The sequence below is a fragment of the uncultured Microbulbifer sp. genome, from assembly GCF_913055755.1.
In the GTDB taxonomy this organism is placed as follows: Bacteria; Pseudomonadota; Gammaproteobacteria; order Pseudomonadales; family Cellvibrionaceae; genus Microbulbifer.
Map to the genome: position 1 here is coordinate 46,835 of NZ_CAJXKH010000001.1, position 19,701 is coordinate 66,535.

Here is a 19,701-nt window from a genome sequence, read left to right on the forward strand (position 1 = left end):
GATCAGAATTGTCTTCAGTAACCAACGCTCTCGGCATAGGAAATTATTTTCTCTCCGTAGCCTCCACCCCAGCTGTAACCTTCGCGACGCTCTTCAGAGATATCCATGATGTCGTAGTAAGTTCCACCATCGCGGTCACTGAAGAAGCCGTCATTGGTATACAGGTTATAAAATCGGTACCACATCCGATCCCCCGGTGAATAGACAATTTTTTCCGTGGTCGACTTGTCGTATGTGTAATCTTCGAGAATGGTATTGGGACTGCGATACCAGCCGAGTGCGGCCTTCACGGCCGTGGCAACTTCTGGTGTCTGTGGTTGCGTCATCAGGAACGCGATGATTTCCACTGACTCGCTGCCACTGAGGGATTCCAGTTCATATGCGCGCGCAGCTTTTGGCAGATAGTCGGTAGCGCCGTGTTGCGCGCACCAGGCAGTCAGCACGCCGTTCTGCTTCCACTGAGATTTCAGGATATAGTCCACACCCAGATCGATAGCCGACCTGAACTGCGTACGATCAGCGCCATCGAAAATATCACCATCGAAGGGACCCGAGCCCTTTTCCGCGTGATACAGCACCGTCAGCACTCGCGACATCGCATCATCGTTAAATGTAACGTGATCCGCATAGCCACCCTTTAGTGGATAGAACTGCGGCCAGCCACCGGACGGATACTGCATTTCTAAAAGAAAATCCATCGCCCTTCTGGCGGCATCCCGATAAACAGTATTGCCGGTGCGCTTGTACATCTCCGCCAGGTACGTCATTTCCAGTGTGGTTGCGCCATTATCAATGGTCGCCGAACCGCTGCCGCCATTCCCCGCACTGCTGTAGGATTGATTTTTGGGCCAGCCACCATTGTCGTACTGGTAGGAAAGGATGATATCGGCCTGGCCGCTATTCAGGCTCCATTCGGTCAGGTAGCGATTGAATCGATCGTGTACCGGGTTGCCTTCCTGAGGCAGAAATACCGCCTCACCATTGAAGCCGGGCAACCAGCCATCGAAAATATTTGCCACGCTATAGCTCTGGGCTTCAGCGTCTGAAAGCTGGCTGGACTGAGACACCCGCTGGGAAGTGTCCGCCCCAGGGCCACTATTCTGGTATTCGGCAAATCGCGCGGTGTCCAGCGTGTTACTGCCCATCGCCTTCCAGCCTGCGGGCAATACATGGTCGCCAAGCTTTACCCCAAGATAAGTCGCTGCGCCGTAAGGGCGCCAGTTCCTGCCAAGAGCGACGCTGTCCGCGCTGACCGACGGCGATGCCGTTACCTCACCGCCCAGAAAAACGATTCCATAGGCCTGGGTTTCCTCGGTACTGGGGGCGGTAATTGAGCTACCGCCGCCAGCGCTGTGGATTGTGCAATTGTCGAATACCGCGGTGGCACCACCAAAAATATAATCGACGGTACCTTCGACATAGCAATCGCGAAAATACTGCGACCCACTGTGTACGTAGAGGGTGTCCTGGTTGCCGAGGAAGCGGGTATTCCGGAACTGCACCCGGTCTGCAGAAACGCGCAGTGCAACCGCCTGGATTCCCGGGCCGTGGCTGTTTTCCATGGTGAGGTTTTCAACCGAGATATCATCTGCGGTTATGGAAATACTTGTACTACCGGAAGTTCCGAGTGTGCCGCCATTGCCGTCGGAGGTATCCGCCGTATCGTCATAGGTCAGGACTGTCGACGCGGCTTGGCCCTTTTCTCCACACAGAGTCAGGTTGGGACGGTCGATCAGTAGTTTTTCATAGTAGGTCCCCGGCTTGATGCGAATCAGCGTCGGCTGCGTATTCGAGGAGGAAATGCTATTGATCGCCGACTGTACCGTGTTGTACTGGCCACTGCCGTCTTTGGCGACAGTGACAACCGGTACCCCGGTAATATCGTTACAGTCGGCTGCGTCACCGTTAACCACGCCGCAGGCGCCTGTGGTCAGGCTGCTTCCGGCGGCGGTCAGCGAGTCGATATTCGGCAGCCCTCCTGAGGTTTGTGCAACCAGCCGGATAGTGTTTTCTCCCGCCTGCAACGGAAGCGTGGCGCTTTCCGTAGTCCAGCTTGTCCAGGCGCCGGTGGCGGTCAAATAGGCCGTACCGACTACAGCGCCGTTTACCTCGATATTCGCAGGACGATCACTGGTCGAAGCGTAGCGGATATCCAGCAGTGCACTATGGGCATACTCCGCGTTAATACTGTAGCTCACCGCCGCGCCGGCCTCGTTATTTGTATTCAGGAATCCGCTGCCTGAAAAACCGGTGTGATTGCTGTCGACGGAACCATCCACCGAACAGAAACCGTCGGCCTCTTCCAGGGTCAGAATGGTACTGGTGGTGGCGATGACCGCGTCATCACCATTGGAATTGAATACATTGCCGCTGGTGTCGGTGACCTTGATCCAGTAGTAGTAGGTACCATCTTGCAGGCCGCTGTCGGTATAGGTGTTGCCGCCAATACTCGACACAATACGGGTACGACCTTCCGGGTTTGAGTCGGTATCGCGATATATCGACTGGTACGCGACATCAATATTGCTGATATCCCAATTCAGGTTCGCATCGCTACCATTCACGCTGACGCCGAGATTGACCGCGCCTGTTGCTGCAGGTGTGCCGCTCGCGTAAGTTTCAAATTCAGCCACGGTCGGCGTGCCACTGCTACTCAGGATTTCAAAGTTGAGTTTGCCGAGACTGACCGCATCAAAGTTTATGGTTCCCACACCACTTCCTTCGGCCAACACCTCGCCGGTCTGGTGGTTAACCAGCTGCCAGGAGCCGATATTACCCTCGTACCCCGACGCCTCGCGGATGACCGCACTGGCAACCATGGTGGCACTGGACCACTTTACCGATACCCGCCCGGTTGCGCCTGCGGGTGCCCAGTACGAAGTCATATCTCCGTCGATCACATTGCCGTAGCTACTGCCACTCTGCTTGGACGAACCATCTGCTCCCGCACCGAGCGAAAGGTTACTCCCGGTCTGCGCCTGCAGACAGGTGGGCGCCAGCAAAGACAGGGCGACGCCGAAACCGAAAAATAATTTTTTCGCGGACATGAGATTATCACCACCAATTAGCATTATTTTTTTAAGCACTTCGGCCAAGCACAAAACTCTCGATTGCCGACAAACCGTGCTCGTTTTTTCTTTTTCTTCGAAATTTTAGTTTTGCTCAAAGAACACGAAGACCCATCCGCCAAAGGGCGGATGGGTCTGAGCGTGGCTCTCGATATTTAGCTAGTAGCCATCACTGGCAAATCACTTCCCCAAGCCCGATCACGTAACCCTGGTCATAGCCCAGCGGCGAGTTGAACGGGATCTCTCCGTCCTTGCCCGCGGTGGCGATGATGTAATCCGCCATCGCCTGGGATGCCGGCAGGTTCTGTGCGGCCATGACGTCGCGGGAATACTGGGTGTAGTCCTGGGACAGGTCGCCGACAGAGCCGGAGGCATTGGTAATTTCGTACTCGATCGATGGGTCCTGGTTACAGGCGGCGTCGGAGAACCAGAGCATGGAACCGTCGGTGCGGAAGTTGCCGTCGGCCACGTCCCGCGCCAGCTGGTCTCCGCGCTCATACAACGCCTGTACCGGATCATCCTTCTCCTGGAAATCGCGGTTGATCAGGAACATGTTGTCTTCCCACAGCACGCTCGCACCGACGCGCACACTGAGAATGTCCTTGCGATAGTTCATGAAGAAGTTGTTGAACATGTGCGAGGTACCGCGACGAATCAGCGGGATACGGCGCAGGGTATTGCCCAGCGAATCGTAGTGATCGTCGGTGGTAATGAACGCGTTGTGGTGCATGGTGGTGCGAATCTGTGCGTTGATCTCGCGGCTGTCGCTTGAACCATGCAGCGCCGCACGCTTCACATTCACCAGTTTGTTAAAGCTCATGGTGATGTTGTAAGCACCCACTTTCACATCAAACGCCGAGTCACCAGTGGTGTCGAAGGTGTTCTTGTGAATCCAGATTTCGTGGGAGGCACCGGTGTTGCGGATCATATCCGGATCGAGACCGTGGTCTTCGGTGTGACCGGCACCACGGAAATCCAGGTTGGTGAGGATCACATGCTCGGCGGTCTGGGTCGGTGCGCCCGAACTGTCGGCACCGATGGCGAAGCCGTTGAAGCGGAAGTAGGCGTTGGCCTGGCGACCGTCCAGGGTCTTGTGGGAACCGATCTTGGTATTGCGAATCGGCAGGCTCTTGTCGTTCAGGCGGTTGTTAAAGAATTCCGCCATACACGCATCGTGATCAGCATAGCCGTTGTCTGCACACCATTGCTGGTAGTCGATGCACTGTGCCTCGGAACCACTGATTGCGGCCTGTACGGAAGCATCACCACAGTGATTGCGGTACATCGCCACTTCGGTTTCGCTGGCAAAATCGAACTTGTCGAACACAATCCAGTTGAAATCATCACCGGTCACCGCATCCAGAATCTGCTGCTCGACACTGCGACCCTGGGGATCGTTCTTGGTGATGACCGTCAGCTGGCTGTTGCCATTCGGATCGTAACCGCCCATGGCGTTTTCACCGTAGCCCACTGCGCGGCCCAGAGTCTGGAACAGGCACTCTACGATTTCCTGGTCGGTGTCGAGCTCGGCGGAGTCGCGCCAGTTGACGTTCGGGTCGGTGGCCAGGATGTAACAGGCATTGCTCACTTCCGGAGACGGGAAGGCACCACCCGAGGAGGAACCGCCGCTGGAAGAAGAGGAGCTACTGCTGCCGCCAGAAGACGAGCTGCTGGAAGAGCTGGTACCACCGGAGGACGAACCGCTGCTGGAACTGCTGGTACCACCGGAAGAAGAGCCGCCAGAGGAACTGCTGGAGGAACTGCTTCCGGAAGCGCTACCGCCGGCACAATCACCGGCCACCGGGGACGCACCGGTTACTGACAGGCTGTCGATATTGGCGAGACCGGAACTGCCAGTCGCTTCCAGACGGATTTCGTTGTAGCCAGCGTTCAGGCTCACGGTAACGGAACCACTGTCCGCGTAGCTGCTCCAGGCTCCGGTATCCACCATGGTCACAGAGGCCTGACTGCTGCCGTTTACCAGCACCGCTGCCGGGCGATCGCCACCGCCATTGGCAAAACGCCAGTGGAGGGTGTAGTTACCCGCAGTGGGCACCACGACCGACCAGTTAATGCCCATGCCGCTGTCGTTGTCGGTATTGGCATAGCCGGCGCCCGCGTATCCCGCGTGCTCGGTTTCAATTGCGCCATCCACCGCACAGAAGCCGCTGTCATTTTCCTCCAGGGTCAGGGTGGAAATCGTACTGCCACCACCACTGGAACTGCTGGAAGACGAACTACTGGACGACGAACCACCGGAAGAGGAACTGCTGGAAGAGCTCGAAGAAGACGTATCTCCGGTCGCGTTGTAGATTTCAAACTCGGCAATTTGCGGTGCGCTGCTGGCGGCGTCGATCATCAGGTCGATCTTGTCCATACTCACATCGCCGAGATATACCTGCATCGCGGAACCGATACCACTGCCCGCAGCGAGCTCCTCGCCGTTGTCGTGGTTTACCAGGCGCCAGCTCTGAACACTGTTGCCGATCTCGCGAATGATCACGGTATTGAAATTGCTACCAAAGTTTTTCGCCGAAATACGCTCACCGCTGGTCGAACCCGGCTGCCAGTAGCTGGAGAGGTCACCGTCTACCGCATTGCCGTAGCTGGTGCCACCACCTTTACTGGAACCATCGGCATCACCGGACAGGGCGAGATTGCTGCCGAGCTCTCCACCTGAAGAGCCACCAGAAGATCCGGTACCGCCGGAGGAACTGGAGCTGCTGGATGAGCTGCTGGTGCCGCCGGAAGAAGATGAACTGCTGCTGGAGGTGCCCCCGGAGCTGCCAGAGGAAGAACTGCTGGAAGACGAGCTGCCGCCAGAGGAAGAGGAGCTGGAAGAGCCACCCTCTACTTCACAGGCGCCATCGCTCACCAGCAGCCCTGTATTGGCACCGGCGGCCGCCAGTACGATCTGCGGCACACAGGCTGCGTCGTCCAGGCTGTAGCTGTAGGGAATATTGATGGAAGTGGTCGATACCGGGTTGGGTCCTGCCGGGTGATTATCGGTATCGTCTGCGGTCCAGGTAATGTTGGACCAGATATTACCGTTCACTTCCCAGTAGCCCATGTCGTCGGTATAGAAAGTACCGAGCGGATCCTTCGAATCCTCGAAGTAGTTGTGTTCCGCCTTCATTTCACCGCCGATGCGGGGGTTCATCCCGGATTTGTTCAGCCCGCGGTAATAGTTGTTGTAGGCGTGCGCGGTGGCGTGACGCAACAGCGGCGTGCGGGAATCGATATTCTCGTACAGGTTGTGGTGGAAAGTGACCGGGCCGTTGTTGCTGTCGCTATCGCTGGAGCCCACAAGGCCGCCGCGACCGGAATTGCGCAGGATGCTGTAGGAAAGCGTGACGTACTTGGTCTCCGCCTTCATGTCGAACAGCGCATCATAACCGTCACTTTCACCACCGGACGCCTCCAGGGTCAGGTGGTCCGCCCACACGTTGTAGACGTTGCTTTCCATACCGACGGCATCGCCACCGTTGGAGGTGGGAGAACCGGACTTCTTCACGTTGCGCACGTGCAGGTTCTGCAGAATGATGTTGGACGCGCTGCGCAAATGGATCCCCAGCTCGTCGAACAATGCCCCACTGCCCACACCAATGATCGAAACGTTGCTGACCTCTTTGATTTCGATTTTGTCGTCGGCGGTATTACAGCTGTCACCGGATACCTTACTGGTATTGCCGTGATTGATGGTGCCTTCGACGTGAATGATGATGGGGGTATCGCTGGAGGGGCGATTACATAGTGCGGCGTGGATTTCGGTACCGGTAGTGGCGTATACCACTTCACCCCCGGCGCCGCCGGTGGTGCCTCCGTTCTGTGTGGCAAAGCCGTCTTCCGCGACTGCTCCCGCGGACATCAGGCTGCCCAGCAATGCACTCAGCATCGCTGTTCTCTTCAGCTCGAATTGCATGTGACCTTCCGTTTTTATTTTTAGAAGTTGATCAGGACGACCGGCCACGGACCTATTTCCGGGAAGAGCAACTACCCCGGGATACAGCAGAAGGGGAATTTGGACCAATCATCATCGCTGTGGGCGGCAGGTACAGCGAGATCCGCCCGGGTAATTGGATTGCCGTTATTGTTATACCAACTCTGCAACCACAAGAGTTAATTGGCAATACCAAAATTCAGATCAAGGTTAGCCAGATGGAAATTTTATGTAAAGCCTATTTTTTGAAGTGTTTGTCCAATAACCCAGAACTGTGCAGCAGTCCCTGTCGACAACAATGAGGGATGCGCCAAATACAACGGCCTATGGATATTGGCGCCATATTTCAGGCAAAAAAAAGCCGGGCTGATAAGCCCGGCAAGTCCATCCTGATGATGATGCGAGGAAATTCAATGTGCGTTGCAGCCACCAACGCGAGTGCCGCGGCCAGTAGCCGGCGGCGATACAGCCTTCCGGTCAGGCCACTACCGGCTATTCAATCAACCCCAGCGCGCGCGGCAAAAACTCGCTGATGGCCGGTACCAGGGTCACCAGCGCCAGTACCACGAACATCATCAGGTACATGGGCAGCAGCGGACGGATCAGTGCCGTAATTGAGGTCTTGGAAATACTGGCCCCCACAAACAGCACACTGCCCACTGGCGGCGTGCACAGGCCGATACACAGGTTCAGGATCATCACGATACCGAACTGCAGCGGCGACATCCCCAGCTCGGTCACAACCGGCAGGAAAATCGGGGTAAAGATCAGCACCGCCGGCGTCATGTCCATAAAGGCACCGACCGCGAGCAGGATCAGGTTAATGGTGAGCAGAATCAGCAGCGGGTTGTCGCTGATGGTGATCAGCGCCTGGCTGATGGTCTGCGGGATATTCTGGTAGGACATGATCCAGGACATCGCGGAAGACGCCGCAATCAGGAACATGACAATGGCCGTGGTCTCCACCGACTTGGTCAGCAGTGCCGGCAGCTCAGCCCATTTCACTTCCTTGTACACCACACAGGAAAGCAGCAGGGAATAGAGCACCGCAATGGCACTGGCCTCGGTTGCGGTGAAGAAGCCGCTGATGATGCCGCCGATCACAATAAAGATCAGGAACAGGCTGGGCACCGCATCCACGGTTTTCTGCAGCGCTTCCTTCACGGTGGGCTTTTCACCTACCGGATAGCCCTTCGCCTTCGCCCAGATTCCGCACACGATCATCAGCCCGAGGGCCAGCAACAGACCCGGCAGATAACCGGCGATAAACAGCGCGGCAATGGAAACCCCGCCGCTGGCAAGGGAGAACACGATCAGGATGTTGCTCGGCGGAATCAACAGGCCGGTAGTGGACGAGGCCACGGTAACCGCGGTATTGAAGTTCTTGTCGTAGCCCTCTTTGGTCATCGACGGAATCATGAAACCACCGATGGCTGAGGTGGCCGCTACCGCAGAGCCGGAAATGGAACCGAACAGGGTGCAGCTGATGATATTCACAAACGCCAGGCCGCCGGGCAGCATGCCCACCAGTACCCGCGCAAAGTCGATAATGCGCCGGGCGATACCACCACTGCCCATCAACATGCCGGAAAAAATAAAGAACGGGATCGCGAGCAGCGCGAAACTGTCGATGCCACTGGCCATGCGCTGAGCCATGGTGATCATCGCCGGATCAAAATCGATGGTGCACAGCATGGTGAGCACGGTGGCGGCACCAATACTGATGGAAATGGGTACGTTCAGGGCCAGAAGAACCAGAAAACTGACCAGCAATACGATAACTGCGACTTCCACGGTGATTCTCCTCGCTTAGGCTTCTACAGCTGCAGACTGTTTTTGATTTTCTTTCTGCCCCGCAACAGAGTCGGAAGCTTCGGCAATGTCATCGGTATAGGGATGCATCTCGGAGTCGAATTCCGCAGGAAACTCCTGATCGCTGCTCACCAGTTCGATCAGGTGGTCGACCGAGAACAGGCAGATCAGCAGGCCGGACAGCGGCAGTACGCTGTAGACATAGCCCATGGGAATATTCAGCGCCGCGGAGTACTGCTCCAGCTCAAAGGTAAGCAGCATCAGCTTGGCACCACCGTAAACCATCGCGGCCGCGGCAAAGGCGAAGCACACCAGCACCACAAACACCTGCAAGGCCTTGCGCTTGGCGCCGTGCAGGGCATTGGTGAGCAGGTCGATACCCAGGTGGGATTTTTTGCGATAAGCGTAAGCGCCGCCGAGCAGGCCGATCCACACCAGCAGGTAGCGCGCCAGCTCTTCGGTGTAGGAACTCGGCTGCATCGGCAGGAAACGGGTAAGTATCTGCCAGGTCACATCCAGCACCATCAGTGCCAGCAGGGAGGCGAGAAATACGCCCAGGACCTTTTCAATTTTCTGCATCATCTTTGCCTTCCACTTTTTATATTTATTCAGTGGGATTTTTCGTTTTACGCGCGCAGCGAACACCTGGCGGACTGCGCGCGCCGGGCGAGCGCTCTAGTTGATCGCTTTGATTTCTTCCAACAACGCACCCACCTCGGTGCCCTGATAGCTGTCGTGCAGGGGCTTTACAGCATCGATAAACGGCTGCTTGTCCGGGTAGATCACCTCCACACCTGCAGCCTTGACCGCAGCCAGGGATTCCTCGGTGGATTCCTGCCACAACTTGCGCTGGTAGGCCACGGCCTCCTCGACCGCCTGCTGCAGCCATTCCTGCTGCTGCGGCTCCAGCTTGCTCCACACCTCGGTGCTGATCAGCAGCAGGTCCGGCACATAGGTGTGCTCGTCCAGGGTGTAGTACTTGGAGACTTCGTAGTGCTTGGAGAGATAGAAACTGGGCGGGTTGTTCTCGGCGCCGTTAACCACGCCCTGTTGCAGCGCGGTGTACAGCTCACCCCAGCTTACCGGCGTGGCGGCGCCGCCGAGGGTGTTGACCATTTTGATTGCGGTCTGGCTATTCTGTACGCGGATCTTCTGGCCGTTCAGGTCCTTCGGAGTCTGCACCGCAATATCGTTCATGTAGAAACTGCGGCTGCCGGCGTCCAGGTAACCCAGGCCGCGCAAGCGCGCGTCTTCACAGGCCACCAGTAACTCCTTGCCGATATCGCTCTGCAGTACTTTCCAGAAATGCTCGGAGTCACGGAATACGTAGGGAAGGTTGAAGACCTTCATTTCCGGCACGAAGCCCTCCATGGGACTGGCGGAAACCTTGGTCATGGCCAGGCTGCCAATCTGCAGCAGCTCGATCAGTTCGCGCTCGCTGCCCAGCTGGCCGCCGGAATAGATATCGATACGCATGGAATCACCGGACAGCTCCCGCAGGCGCTTGTCCATAAATACCATGGCACGGTGCACGGAGTGCTGCTGGTCCAGGGTATGGGCCAGCTTCAGGGCCACCTGTGACTCTTTGAAGCCGCAACTGGCGAGTATCAGGGTGGTTCCAGCCAGCGCTGTCGCCAGCAGACGGCGGAGGGACCGTGTCATTATCATCATCGTTACCTGCGGTTTATTTTTTTCGGCTACAGGTTCTCTGGTAGTTACCGCGAACTTGCGGCAACAATCCGTCACCTCGGGCAACGGCAGACCAAACTGGTCAGGCCATTGTAGCGAGCGCAGTCAGGAGGTGCAACGCACCTGCCCGGGATATATCCGCTGTGGCCCGGGCGCGGGCCAGGCGGATGTGAAATATAACGCCAAATCGCACACTTTTTAACCATGAATGTGCGCAATTCGCGCCCGCTCAGCAGGCCTCCGCCGCGGGCGTTGCCGCCCCGAGGAATTCCGCACGGGGGATAATGGCGCCGCGATGGCCGATCACCCGCGCCGCACAGCGGTTGCCCGCAGCAATGGACCGCTCCGGAGTAGCGCCCTGCAAGCGCGCCCCCAGGTAGCCCGCATTAAACGAATCGCCGGCGCCCGTGGTATCCACCACGCTCGCAACCGGCGGCACCTCGAGGGCGGTCAATTCACCGTCAAACTGCAGCAATACCGGCTCTGCACCGCGCTTGATCACCAGCTCGGAGACCCCGAATCCGGTATTGCGCTTGATACAGCTACCGGGACGGCGGTCGCCCCACAGTGCCTGCTCGTCCTCGAAGGTCAGCAGCGCCATATCGGTCTGCCGCAGGAATTCCGCCACCGCATCCCGCGCCGCTTCCGGCGATGCCCACAGGCGCGGACGATAGTTGCTGTCAAAGGCCACACGACCACCATCGGCACGATATTCCTCCAGGAAGGCGAGCAGCTCGGCACGGGCCTGCGGGCTCATGATCGCGAGTGTGATGCCGGAAAGGTACAGGCAATCCATCTGCCGCAGATGCGCCTTGAGCGCCTCGCGACGGGCAGTATCGGCAAACAGCTCGCGCGCCGGGGCCTCGCCGCGCCAGTAGGTAAAGTAGCGCTCGCCATCGGGGGTATTCTGGATCATGTAAAGGCCGGGGCAGCGCCCGGGCAGACGCGCGATGGCGCCGGTATCGATACTCTCGCCGGCGAGAATAGTGAGCACTTCCTCACTGTAGGGGTCATCCCCCAGCAGGGTGACATAGCTGACATCGACCCCGTGACGGGCCACGTACACCGCGGTGTTGTAGGTATCCCCGGCGTAGGACTGGGCCAACAACGGCTTGCCCTGCTGCCCTCCAGCCCGGCCTGACTGGCCCGCGGCCTGCGGCGCCAGCTCCACCATTACCTCACCCAAAGCTGCCAGCTTCACTCGACTCTCCCAATCGTTATTAAGTTGCGGTCTAATAGTCATTATTACCATTTGGCGGGCATCAAAGCCACGGGGACGTACCGGGACACACCCACCAGGCGCTTACGCTAACATTTGCGCAAATGCCTTACCAGAATAGTTGACTGGTATAACCAATTTTTGGCAACATGGCAACAACCGGTGCAGATACCCGAATTTTTTCTGCACAGCGGTTTTCTCCATCGCCTGGCGCTCCCGGCGCAGTGGGACTGGTTTGGGCCCCTCGCCTTCTTTTAAGCGCATGCCGCCCGCTCCCGTTACAGTTTTTGCTGAACGGAGAGCCGGGCTTTTTCTTTGCGTGGCTTTCCCGCGACACCCACGCTCGTAACGTCCTAGTTAGTGGCGATGGCGATAGCACACAACAATAAGCGGAGCCGGCGCTTGCCCCCGACTCCAGATGGCAAACACGAAACCTGGAAGCCCCCAACATGACACGTCCTCTTATCCTGCATCCCGACCGCCTGTTTCCGGCCGACAAGGTAAGCCGGGATATCGCACGCAAGCTCTACGAGAGCGTGAAGGATTTGCCGATCATCAGCCCCCACGGCCACACGGATCCGTCCTGGTTTGCCGAGAACAAGCCGTTCGGCAACCCGGCCAATCTGCTGATCCGCCCGGACCACTATGTGTTCCGCATGCTCTACTCCCAGGGCATTCCGCTGGAGAGCCTGGGTATCCGCACCCAGGACGGTTCCGAAGTTGAGCAGGATCCGCGCAAGATCTGGCAGCTACTGGCGGACAATTACCACCTGTTCCGCGGCACCCCGTCGCGCACCTGGCTGGATACCGTATTCCACGATGTGTTCGAGCTGGACGTACAGCTGAGCTCCGAGACCGCGGACCTCTACTACGAGCGTATCGACAGCTACCTGCGCCAGCCGGAGTTCCTGCCGCGCGCGCTGTTCGAGCGTTTCAATATCGAGGTGATCGCAACCACCGAATCCCCGCTGGACGACCTGCGTCACCACCAGAAGATTCTGGACAGCGGCTGGAAGGGCCGGGTGATTACCGCCTTCCGCCCGGACCCGGTGCTGGACCCGGACTTCGAGGGCTTTACCGATAACCTGGCACAGCTGGCGGAAATCACCGGCGAGGATACTTCCACCTGGTCCGGCTACCTGGCGGCGCTGCGCAACCGTCGCGAATTCTTCAAGCAGATGGGTGCGACCTCTACCGACCACGGCCACCCCACCGCGACCACCGCGAACCTGTCTGCGGCGGAAGCGGAGGCGCTGTTCCTGAAGGTGAGCGCAGGGAATTGCAGCGCGGAGGATGCGGAGCTGTTCCGCGGTCAGATGCTGACCGAGATGGCGCGTATGAGCATCGAGGACGGTCTGGTGATGCAGATTCACCCGGGCTCATTCCGCAACCACAACAAGGTGGTGTTCGAGCGCTTTGGTCGCGACAAGGGCTGTGACATTCCGTCCCAGACCGATTACGTGCACGCGCTGCAGCCACTGCTGGAAGCCGTTGGCAACGAGCCGAACCTGAGCATCATCCTGTTCACCCTGGACGAGACCAGCTACAGCCGTGAGCTGGCGCCGCTGGCAGGCCACTACCCGGCGCTGAAGCTGGGCCCGAGCTGGTGGTTCCACGACAGCCCGGAAGGCATGCGCCGTTTCCGCGAGCAGGTGACCGAGACCGCCGGTTTCTACAATACCGTCGGCTTCAACGACGACACCCGTGCCTTCCTGTCCATCCCCGCCCGTCACGATGTGGCGCGCCGCATGGACTGTGTATGGCTGGCGCAGCTGGTCAGCGACCACCGCCTGCAGGAAGACGAGGCCTTCGACCTGGCCGCGGACCTCGCCTACAACCTGGCGAAGAAAGCCTACAAGCTTTGATAGGTAGAGAGAAATGAGCCAACAAAGACTCAATAACGAAATCCTTGAGAACCTCCCCGCGGAGGTGATCAAGCCGGCCTACGACCGCAACGAGGTCACTACCGGCATCGTGCACCTGGGCATCGGCGCCTTTCATCGCGCGCACCAGGCGTGGTACACGGAAAATCGCATTGCCGCTGGTGAGAAAGACTGGGGTATCGTCGGCGCTAGCCTGCGCTCCGCCGGTGTGCGCGATCAGCTGGTTCCGCAGAACGGCCTTTATTCTGTGGTAGAGAAATCCAATGCGGGCACCAAGGTGCAGATCATCGGTGCGGTGAGCGATGTGTTTGTGGGCCCGGAAAGCCCACAACAATTACTCGAGTTGCTGGCCCAGGAAAGCGTGCGTATTGTTTCCCTGACCATCACCGAGAAGGGTTACTGTCACGATCCGGCCAGCGGCAACCTGAATCCGCAGCATCCGGATGTGGTGCACGATCTGGCCAATCCGCAGACTCCTAAATCTGCATTGGGCTATATCGTCGGTGCACTGGCGCTGCGCAAGGAGCGCGGTCTGCCGGGCTTTACCGTGCTGTCCTGCGACAACCTGCCGTCCAACGGCAAACTGTTGGGCAAGGTATTGTCCCAGTATGCGGCGCAGGTCGACGCCCAGGGAGAAAACCAAGGGCTGGCGGCGTGGATTGCCGAGAACACCACTACCCCGGCCACCATGGTGGACCGTATTGTACCGGCCACAACCGATGCGGACCGCGAGGAGCTGGAGGCGATTCTGGGCTGCCGCGACGAGGCGGCGGTGATGGCGGAGCCCTTCTCACAGTGGGTGGTGGAAGATAATTTCCTGCGCGGTCGTCCGGAGTGGGACAAGGCCGGCGCGACCTTTGTGGACGATGTGGAAGTCTACGAGCTGATCAAGCTGCGCCTGCTGAATGGCAGCCATTCCATGCTGGCCTACAGCGGCTATCTCGCCGGTTGCGAGACAGTGGCAGACGTGATGGCGGTACCGGCGTTCAACAAGCTGGCACTGCATTTCATGCAAACCGAGGCCACCACCTCCATCGATGTGCCGGCGGACTTCGACATTGCCGCCTACCAGGCGGAACTGATCGAGCGTTTCGAGAACCGAGCCCTGCGCCACCGCACCTGGCAGATCGCCATGGACGGTTCGCAGAAGATTCCCCAGCGCTGGCTGGGCACCCTGCGCCATCAGCTGGCAAACGAGGGCCCTATCGAGGTCCTGAGTTTTGCCCTGGCGAACTGGATTCGCTACGTATCCGCGGTAGATGAAAAAGGCGAGGCTATCGAGGTATCCGATCCGCTGGCAGCGGAATTGAAGGCGCTGTGCGACCAGCACCAGTCCGAGGGCCCGCAGGCGCTGACAGCGGCGTTCCTGGCCTTTACCCCGGTATTTGGTGACGACCTGCGCAACAGCGAGCGCCTGCAGCAGGCAGTCGCCGGCTGGCTGGATAAGCTGCAGGCGGAAGGCACCCAGGCCTGTGTCGAGAAGTATTTTTCGATTTAAGGCCAGCAGCCAGTACTTATACGTGTTTTTTTGCAATTAAGCCCTCTTCCAGGCTTTAAGTTTCCAACTCCCTTGGAAACCCATCCTTTGGCCCGCGGCACATCACCGCGGGCCTTTTTTGTATATAAAGCACATACACAAAAAAGCCGGGCAGTGCCCGGCAATATGAAAATCAATACAAGGGAAATAACTGTGGATTATTCGTTGGACGGCTTGCCAATAGTCGCGAGGATACCGCCGTCCACGTAAACGATCTGGCCATTGACGAAGTTACTCGCCTCACTGGAGAGGAATACCGCAGCGCCCTGCAGATCTTCCGGATTGCCCCAGCGTCCGGCCGGGGTACGGCCGATAATAAAATCGTTGAACGGGTGACCGTCGACGCGAATCGGCGCGGTCTGGCTGGTAGCGAAATAGCCCGGCCCGATACCGTTCACCTGAATATTGTGGCGCGCCCACTCGGTGGCCATATTGCGGGTCAGCATTTTCAGGCCACCCTTCGCCGCCGCGTAGGCTGATACGGAATCCCGGCCCAGTTCGCTCATCATGGAACAGATATTGATGATCTTGCCGGCACCGCGCTCGATCATGCGCCTTACCACCGGACGGGTCATCACCATCACTCCGGTGAGATTGGTGTCCAGCACCTTGTTCCACTCGGACAGCTCCATCTCCAGCAGCGGCACGCGGCGGATAATACCGGCATTGTTCACCAGCACATCGATCGGCCCCTGTTCCTGCTCGATCAGGCCAACCATATCGTTCACTACCGGCTCTTCGGTGACGTTGAACAGGTAACCGTGGGCGTCGTAGCCTTTTTCCCGCAGCGCCGCCACGGCGCCGTCCAGCTTTTCCTGGGAAGAATGACCGGTGATTACCAGCTTCGCCCCGGCATTGCCCAGACCTTCCGCCATTGCCATACCGAGGCCGTGGGTGGCACCGGTTACCAGGGCAAGCTTTCCGGTCAGGTCAAAGAGTGATGTAGACATAGGTACTCCAGAAATTATTGATCAGCGCAGCTCGGTGGGTTGCACCTTATCCATATCGTCGTAGTCGTGGTTCTCGCCAGCCATACCCCAAATAAAGGTGTAATTGCTGGTACCCACGCCGGAGTGCAGCGACCAGGTCGGGGAGATTACCGCCTGCTCGTTGTGCATCCAGATAGTCCGCGTCTGCTGGGGCGGGCCCATAAAGTGACAAACTGCCTGCTCTTCCGGCAGATTGAAATACATATACACTTCCATGCGGCGACTGTGGGTATGGCACGGCATGGTGTTCCAGCAGCTGCCCGGGGCCAGTTCGGTCATACCCATCTGCAGCTGGCAGGTTTGCAGCACATCCTTCACCAGCAGCTTGCGCAGGGTACGCTTGTTACAGGTCTCGCTGGCACCCAGCTCGATCACCTGCGCATCCCCCTGACCTACTTTTTTGGTCGGGAACTCGCGGTGGGCCGGGGTGGAGAGAATGTAGAACTTTGCCGGCGATGCCTTCACGTTGCTGGAAAATTTCACTACCTCGGAACCGCGGCTCACATACAGCGATTCCTTGGTGCCGATCTCGTATACCGTGCCGTCAACCTCGACACAGCCTGCGCCACCGATATTGATAATGCCCAGCTCGCGGCGCTCCAGGAAATAATCGGACTTGAGCGCGTCCACGGTTTCCAGTTTCACTTCTGCATCCACCGGCATCACCCCGCCGACAATCATGCGATCCACGTGGGTGTAGGTCAGGTTCACGGTATCCGCGGTGAACAGAGTCGGCACCAGAAACTCGTCCCGCAGGCGCTCGGTATCGTAATTCACATAGTCAGCCGGGTGGCTGGCGAAACGTTCTTCAAAAACAGTGGTCATTTTCTTCCCCAGTTGTACATCAAGATTCCCGATAACCTCTGAGCTTGGCGGCTAAGGTTCTGATGACCGGGCCCCTTTTGCGAGACTATCGAAAAGAGGGACCTTTTCGACAAGCCCCCAGGGATGGGTTTAGGGCGTGTCTCGCAAAAGGGGCCCGGCCAGCAGAACCGCCACGGTGCAATTCAATAGCACCGGGAATCGTCTGGTAAATATTTAGGATTCGGCTTTCAGCAGCTTGTACATCTCAACGCCGGAGGTAATGAACGGCGCGGTGCCTTTGGGGTCGTCGTCGTAAATCGGCTCGCTCATGTAGTACTCGTAGCTGCCGTCGCGACCGTATCCCAGGCCGGCCACCTGACACATATCGGTGATGCTGATGGTGCCGTCGGCGTGCACCTGCACGAACTCATCCAGCAGCCCCTGATAAGCCTTCTTCGCGGTATCCAGGTACTCGTCCTTCGGCAGGTAACCCTGGTTCAGCGCCTTGGCAAAGAAATAGGTAAACATAGTGCTGGCCGTGGACTCGCGGTAATTAGCGCGCTTACCGGGCTTATCGATAATCTGCCACCAGGTACCGGTTTCCGGATCCTGGTATTTTTCGATGACCGGCGCAATTTCCGCAATCATATCCAGCAGGTACTGGCGGTCCTCAGCGTTTTCCTGCGGAATGAAATCCAGTACATCCACCAGCGCCATCGCCAGCCAGCCCATGCCGCGGGCCCAGTGGTAACCGGAAAGACCGGTTTCCTTGTCCGCCCATACCTGCTCGCGCTTTTCATCCCAGGCGTGATAGAACAGGCCGGTTTCGGGATCCTTCAGGATCTCGTTGACTACCTTGAATTCCGCCAGCACCTCGTCGACATTCGGTTCTTCCTGCATCAGGGTTTCATAGTGTGCGAGGAACGGAATCCCCATGTACACGCCATCCAGCCACACCTGGTAGGGGTAGCGTTTCTTGTGCCAGAAGGCACCTTTGGAAGTACGCGGGTGGTGTTCCAGCTGCTCGAACAGGGTATCCACGGCCTTCTTGTAGCTGGGATCCTGGTTGCGCTCGTACATGCGCAGCAGCATGGTGCCGGCGCGCACACTGTCGATGTTGTACTTGTCCTGTACGTAACCGTTGATGCTGCCATCTTCGTTGACGAAGGAACCCATCACGGTCTGCACCGCATCTGCGTAACGCGCTTCCGGCGCAACCTGGTTCAGCTCGTCGTAGGCCTGCAGCACCATGCCAGTGGTGTATTCAAAGTAAGACGGGCGCTTGCGGATATGATCGTAACCACCGAAGCGATAATCCAGGGTTTTGCGCTCCAGCTCGGAATCCGCCAGCCGCTTGCTCCACTCCAGGGCAACGCCCGCGGTCAGTGGCTGCTCGGTTTCCGCCTCGCTCGCGGCAGTCGTCAGTCGCTGGCGCAGGGGCATGGTCAGCTTTTCCGCTTCCTGCTTCAGGTAAGCTTCAAACTCGGCCTTGTTGGTAATCGGGCCGTGCTCGCTCGCCACCTCTTTTTCCCAGGCGGCGAGGAAATAGTATTGGATTTCCTTGCCTGCCGGCTTGAGGATAGCCACCTGGTTGTGCTCGTCGGTGGTCACCTCGTCGATCACCTTGCGCTTGGCCAGTACCGCCATACCCAGGTTGCTGCCGTCGAGGCTCTGGGGGCCATAGGTGCCGAGATAGGTATAGGCGTGACCGGTGATATCCATGTCGCCGACAATCAGTTCGGTGCCGGGATGATTGACGATACCCGCCACCATGTTATCCAGCTCATCGCTGGTTTTTGCATTGACCTCTACCAGGCGGCTGCCTGCGTGCATGGACAGCACCGCGCTGAGATCGGTCTGCACACCTTCAACCGGCTTCCAGCCCTGGTAGTTGATCTTGAACGCGGAATACAGGCTGCCGTTCTCGGCAATCTCCGCTCGCCAGTCCTGCACGTCGCTCACGCGAATGACTTTTTCGCCGTCCCAGTAGCCGTAACCACCGACACCCACGGCACTGCCGACCTTGAGGATATCCATACCCCAGTCTGAGGGTTCGTGATAGGAATCAAAGCCGTCCTGGCCCACGCCCTGCAGTACCGGTGCCTGGGTCTGCTTGCCGAAAATATCGAAGCCATTGCGCCAGTCGAGGTACACCCGGTAGCCCACCAGGTCGGACTCGATACCCGGGCCCTCGTAGCGGATATACCAGGAGTGATCGGTGTGCTCTTTTGGCACATCCAGCGCGCTCACGTTCTGGAAACTGCCACCCAGGTACTCGCGCTCTTTCCACTCACCACCCACCTTGTGGGAGATTTCCGCCTGGGTCAGCTTGGGGCCTTCGTGCGCCGCGTCCGCTTCGGCGATACGCAGCTTGATTGTTTCATCGACGGCAACATCCACGGTAAACAGGATCCCGTCCTTGTTGCCATCCGCATCTTTGTCGATGGCCTGTACCGGAATCTGTTCCGCCTGGTTCCACACCGCAAGCGGCGATGCGAATCCCTGTTTCAGTCCGAGTTCGTAGTAGCTGAGATATACCGCTTCATCCAGGCGCGGGAAATCAGAGGGGTTGGAAAGCTCCAGAGTGGCAACAGCGCTCGGCTTTTCTGCCTGGGCGGCGGGTGCTGCGGTTTCCGCCGGGGTCTCTACGGCTTTTTCACCGCAGGCGGTCAGGGTTGCCGCGGTCAGCGCAAAGGCGAGTGCACTCAGGCTCTGATTGCGAATGGACTTGTCAAACAGTTTCACAGACATCTCCACGAA

At 58.2% G+C, this 19,701-nt stretch carries 11 protein-coding genes and 1 pseudogene; 3 read left to right on the top strand and 9 right to left on the bottom strand.

What is annotated here, in order from left to right:
• Positions 1 to 14: 14 nt before the first annotated feature.
• Both pelA and QZ511_RS00150 read right to left on the bottom strand, forming a co-directional pair.
• On the bottom strand, positions 15 to 3,047 hold the full coding sequence (gene pelA / locus QZ511_RS00145; protein WP_295797165.1) for a pectate lyase: 3,033 nt from the start codon (positions 3,045 to 3,047) through the stop codon (positions 15 to 17).
• Positions 3,048 to 3,237: 190 nt separating this feature from the next.
• Positions 3,238 to 6,963 carry a CBM35 domain-containing protein gene (locus QZ511_RS00150; protein WP_295797168.1) on the bottom strand — a complete coding sequence of 1,242 codons (3,726 nt, stop codon included), beginning with the start codon at positions 6,961 to 6,963 and terminating at the stop codon, positions 3,238 to 3,240.
• Here QZ511_RS00150 and QZ511_RS00155 point away from each other — a divergent pair.
• Positions 6,951 to 7,310 (top strand): hypothetical protein, encoded by a 360-nt coding sequence (locus QZ511_RS00155; RefSeq protein WP_295797171.1) that lies wholly within the window; start codon positions 6,951 to 6,953, stop codon positions 7,308 to 7,310. The genes QZ511_RS00150 and QZ511_RS00155 overlap by 13 nt on opposite strands.
• Positions 7,311 to 7,500: 190 nt before the next feature.
• On the opposite strand, the gene QZ511_RS00160 is transcribed toward QZ511_RS00155, so the two are convergent.
• The 4 genes and pseudogenes from QZ511_RS00160 to QZ511_RS00175 form a co-directional block, all read right to left on the bottom strand.
• On the bottom strand, positions 7,501 to 8,802 hold the full coding sequence (locus QZ511_RS00160) for a TRAP transporter large permease (protein WP_295797174.1): 1,302 nt from the start codon (positions 8,800 to 8,802) through the stop codon (positions 7,501 to 7,503).
• A gap of 156 nt (positions 8,803 to 8,958) precedes the next feature.
• Positions 8,959 to 9,399: pseudogene (locus QZ511_RS00165) on the bottom strand (TRAP transporter small permease); the annotation flags it as partial.
• A gap of 96 nt (positions 9,400 to 9,495) precedes the next feature.
• Positions 9,496 to 10,482, bottom strand: a complete 987-nt coding sequence (locus QZ511_RS00170) for a TRAP transporter substrate-binding protein (protein WP_295797177.1) — start codon at positions 10,480 to 10,482, stop codon at positions 9,496 to 9,498.
• A gap of 256 nt (positions 10,483 to 10,738) precedes the next feature.
• The gene (locus QZ511_RS00175) at positions 10,739 to 11,710 is read right to left on the bottom strand and encodes a sugar kinase (protein WP_295797180.1); all 972 of its coding nucleotides are present in this window, start codon (positions 11,708 to 11,710) and stop codon (positions 10,739 to 10,741) included.
• 467 nt (positions 11,711 to 12,177) lie between these two features.
• On the opposite strand from QZ511_RS00175, the gene uxaC reads away from it, so the two are divergent.
• Both uxaC and QZ511_RS00185 read left to right on the top strand, forming a co-directional pair.
• On the top strand, positions 12,178 to 13,593 hold the full coding sequence (gene uxaC / locus QZ511_RS00180) for a glucuronate isomerase (protein WP_295797181.1): 1,416 nt from the start codon (positions 12,178 to 12,180) through the stop codon (positions 13,591 to 13,593).
• 13 nt (positions 13,594 to 13,606) lie between these two features.
• The gene (locus QZ511_RS00185; RefSeq protein ID WP_295797184.1) at positions 13,607 to 15,109 is read left to right on the top strand and encodes a mannitol dehydrogenase family protein; all 1,503 of its coding nucleotides are present in this window, start codon (positions 13,607 to 13,609) and stop codon (positions 15,107 to 15,109) included.
• Positions 15,110 to 15,306: 197 nt separating this feature from the next.
• On the opposite strand, the gene QZ511_RS00190 is transcribed toward QZ511_RS00185, so the two are convergent.
• The 3 genes from QZ511_RS00190 to QZ511_RS00200 all read right to left on the bottom strand — a co-directional run bounded on the left by QZ511_RS00190 (position 15,307) and on the right by QZ511_RS00200 (position 19,686).
• The gene (locus QZ511_RS00190) at positions 15,307 to 16,098 is read right to left on the bottom strand and encodes a gluconate 5-dehydrogenase (protein WP_295797187.1); all 792 of its coding nucleotides are present in this window, start codon (positions 16,096 to 16,098) and stop codon (positions 15,307 to 15,309) included.
• Positions 16,099 to 16,119: 21 nt separating this feature from the next.
• Positions 16,120 to 16,962 carry a 5-dehydro-4-deoxy-D-glucuronate isomerase gene (gene kduI, locus QZ511_RS00195; RefSeq protein WP_295797190.1) on the bottom strand — a complete coding sequence of 281 codons (843 nt, stop codon included), beginning with the start codon at positions 16,960 to 16,962 and terminating at the stop codon, positions 16,120 to 16,122.
• Between the two features lie 213 nt (positions 16,963 to 17,175).
• Positions 17,176 to 19,686, bottom strand: a complete 2,511-nt coding sequence (locus QZ511_RS00200) for a glycoside hydrolase family 88 protein (RefSeq protein ID WP_295797192.1) — start codon at positions 19,684 to 19,686, stop codon at positions 17,176 to 17,178.
• Positions 19,687 to 19,701 lie beyond the last annotated feature (15 nt).

Coding starts and splice junctions, on each gene's coding strand:
- QZ511_RS00190 (WP_295797187.1), bottom strand. CDS start 16,098: ATGTCTACATCACTCTTTGACCTGACCGGAAAGCTTGCCCTGGTAACC.
- pelA (WP_295797165.1), bottom strand. CDS start 3,047: ATGTCCGCGAAAAAATTATTTTTCGGTTTCGGCGTCGCCCTGTCTTTG.
- QZ511_RS00170 (WP_295797177.1), bottom strand. CDS start 10,482: ATGACACGGTCCCTCCGCCGTCTGCTGGCGACAGCGCTGGCTGGAACC.
- kduI (WP_295797190.1), bottom strand. CDS start 16,962: ATGACCACTGTTTTTGAAGAACGTTTCGCCAGCCACCCGGCTGACTAT.
- uxaC (WP_295797181.1), top strand. CDS start 12,178: ATGACACGTCCTCTTATCCTGCATCCCGACCGCCTGTTTCCGGCCGAC.
- QZ511_RS00185 (WP_295797184.1), top strand. CDS start 13,607: ATGAGCCAACAAAGACTCAATAACGAAATCCTTGAGAACCTCCCCGCG.
- QZ511_RS00155 (WP_295797171.1), top strand. CDS start 6,951: ATGCACTCAGCATCGCTGTTCTCTTCAGCTCGAATTGCATGTGACCTT.
- QZ511_RS00150 (WP_295797168.1), bottom strand. CDS start 6,963: ATGCTGAGTGCATTGCTGGGCAGCCTGATGTCCGCGGGAGCAGTCGCG.